Below are 2,009 nucleotides of genomic sequence, written 5' to 3'. Positions count from 1 at the left end.
GTGCTGTCGAGCGGATCCTGCCTGGCTGCGTCGCCCGGCTGCTCCCGCCAGGAATAGCGCAGCAGCTTCTCGGGTTCGGCGTCGAGGATTTCGCATTCGATCGGCGTGTCCGGTCCGGCGAAGGCAAAACGGTTGCCGATCTCGGGGCTGATGTCGTTCGGCATCATCCAGGCGGCCAGCAATTCCGGTATGGTCAGGGCCCGCCAGACCTTTTCCGGCGGCTCGGCAAGCTCGTACTCGAACTCGAGCGCATCCGGGGCGTCGCCTTGGCCGTGGTTGGTCGTTGATCCCGCCTTCTTCATTGATCCATGTCCTTCAAAACCGCCTTCAGCCTTTCGATGCGCTCCGGCCAGAAGGTCCGGTAGCGTTCGATCCAGGAGAGCAAGGGGGCGAGCCCCTGCGGATCGGCGCGGTAATAGGCGTTGCGGCCGGCTCGCCGCTCGATCACCAGCCCGGCGCCACGCAGCACCGCCAGATGCTGCGACACCGCGGGCTGCGACACCATCATCCCGGTGCGCAATTCCGACACGCTCATCTCGCCGGCGGCCAGCCGCTCAAAGACGGCGCGGCGCGTCGGGTCGGCCAGTGCGCGAAAAATCTCTGCTTCGATCATGCCAAAAGCATAAGTGCATACTTATTGATTTGGCAAGCGGTCTTTTCAGGCCCATATGATCGGCTTCGGCATTGCTGCCATTCCTTGACAATAAGCAGCGACGCGGATAAGAACGAAAAGGGAACAAAAACCTTGTGGGTAAAGGCAGCCATGGCAAGCGGCGATCGCCCGCAGCCTGTAAGGTGCTGCGACAAAAATTTGTTTCGGATGAGCGCGGAGAAATATCATGGCGGGTAGCGTCAACAAGGTCATTCTGGTCGGCAATCTCGGCGCGGATCCCGAAATCCGTCGCCTGAATTCGGGTGAGCCGGTCGTCAACATCCGCATCGCCACATCGGAAAGCTGGCGCGACAAGAATTCCGGCGAACGCAAGGAAAAAACCGAGTGGCACAACGTCGTCATCTTCAATGAGGGCATCGCCAAGGTGGCGGAGCAGTATCTGAAGAAGGGCATGAAGGTTTATGTCGAGGGCCAGTTGCAGACGCGCAAATGGCAGGACCAGACCGGTGCCGACAAGTACACGACGGAAGTCGTGCTGCAGAAATTCCGCGGGGAGCTGCAGATGCTCGACGCACGCGGACAGGGCGAGGGCGGTCAGGTCGGCGGCTATACCGGTGGCGGCAGCAGCCGTGGTTCCGATTTCGGCCAGTCCAGCCCGAGCGAAGGCTTCAATCGCGGTGGCGGCGGTGCCAAGAGCGGCGGCGGCGGTGGTTCGTCGCGCGAATTGGATGACGAAATCCCGTTCTGATCGCAACAGTTATGTCGGACACAGTGCCCCGAGAGTCGTTCATGGACTTTCGGGGTTTTGCATCGTGATTGAGGCTGACCGGGCCGATCAACGAAATACGGTGAGAGGACGAGTTGGGTGAAAGCGCGGGTAAAGTGGGTCGAGGAGCGCACCTTCGTCGGGGAATCCGGCAGCGGTCACAAGGTCGTGCTCGGAACAGCGCACGGACCGGAAGGCAGGACGCCGGGTCCAAGCCCGATGGAGCTGGTGCTGATCGGCACCGGTGGCTGTTCGGCCTATGATGTCGTGCATATCCTCGAAAAGGGCCGCGAGGCGGTCGAGGACTGCGTGGTCGAGCTTGATGCCGAGCGGGCCGAAACCGAGCCAAGAGTGTTCACCCGCATCCACATGCATTTCGTCGTCAAGGGCAGGGCACTCTCCAGCGTCAAGGTGAAACGCGCGATCGACCTTTCGATCGAAAAATATTGCTCGGCCTCCGCGATGCTGGCCAAGACCGCCACGATTACCCACGATTTCGAGGTCATCGACACGACGGCGAAATAGGCAGTAGGCAGTAGGCAGTAGGCAGTAGGCAGTAGGCAGTAGGCAGTAGGCAGCAGGCAGTAGGCAGTAGGCAGTAGGCAGTAGGCAGTAGGGAATGGCGTTCAG

General features: G+C 60.9%; 4 protein-coding genes. 2 read left to right on the top strand and 2 right to left on the bottom strand.

Annotated elements, in window-relative coordinates:
• Both EN984_RS32550 and EN984_RS32545 read right to left on the bottom strand, forming a co-directional pair.
• Positions 1 to 302, bottom strand: a 302-nt coding sequence (locus tag EN984_RS32550; protein WP_206517537.1) for an SRPBCC domain-containing protein, incomplete at its 3' end; no start/stop codon positions are given.
• Entirely contained in the window at positions 299 to 613 is a 315-nt protein-coding gene (locus EN984_RS32545) for a metalloregulator ArsR/SmtB family transcription factor (protein ID WP_127270743.1), read from the bottom strand. The genes EN984_RS32550 and EN984_RS32545, both read right to left, overlap by 4 nt.
• A gap of 226 nt (positions 614 to 839) precedes the next feature.
• On the opposite strand from EN984_RS32545, the gene EN984_RS32540 reads away from it, so the two are divergent.
• Together EN984_RS32540 and EN984_RS32535 are read left to right on the top strand one after the other, a co-directional pair.
• Positions 840 to 1,361, top strand: coding sequence for a single-stranded DNA-binding protein (locus EN984_RS32540; RefSeq protein ID WP_127270744.1), 522 nt, complete (start codon positions 840 to 842; stop codon positions 1,359 to 1,361).
• Between the two features lie 117 nt (positions 1,362 to 1,478).
• Positions 1,479 to 1,904, top strand: coding sequence for an OsmC family protein (locus EN984_RS32535; RefSeq protein WP_127270746.1), 426 nt, complete (start codon positions 1,479 to 1,481; stop codon positions 1,902 to 1,904).
• The last annotated feature ends 105 nt before the right edge of the window (positions 1,905 to 2,009 follow it).

It is taken from the genome of Mesorhizobium sp. M7A.F.Ca.CA.004.12.1.1 (assembly GCF_003997835.1).
Lineage (GTDB): Bacteria > Pseudomonadota > Alphaproteobacteria > Rhizobiales > Rhizobiaceae > Mesorhizobium.
The sequence above is the reverse complement of the archived record's forward strand: the minus strand, read 5'-3'. Positions and strand labels throughout refer to the sequence as shown.

What these genes read in the sequence shown, in the direction of transcription:
- EN984_RS32540 (WP_127270744.1), top strand. Translation starts at nt 840, where the DNA reads ATGGCGGGTAGCGTCAACAAGGTCATTCTGGTCGGCAATCTCGGCGCG.
- EN984_RS32545 (WP_127270743.1), bottom strand. Translation starts at nt 613, where the DNA reads ATGATCGAAGCAGAGATTTTTCGCGCACTGGCCGACCCGACGCGCCGC.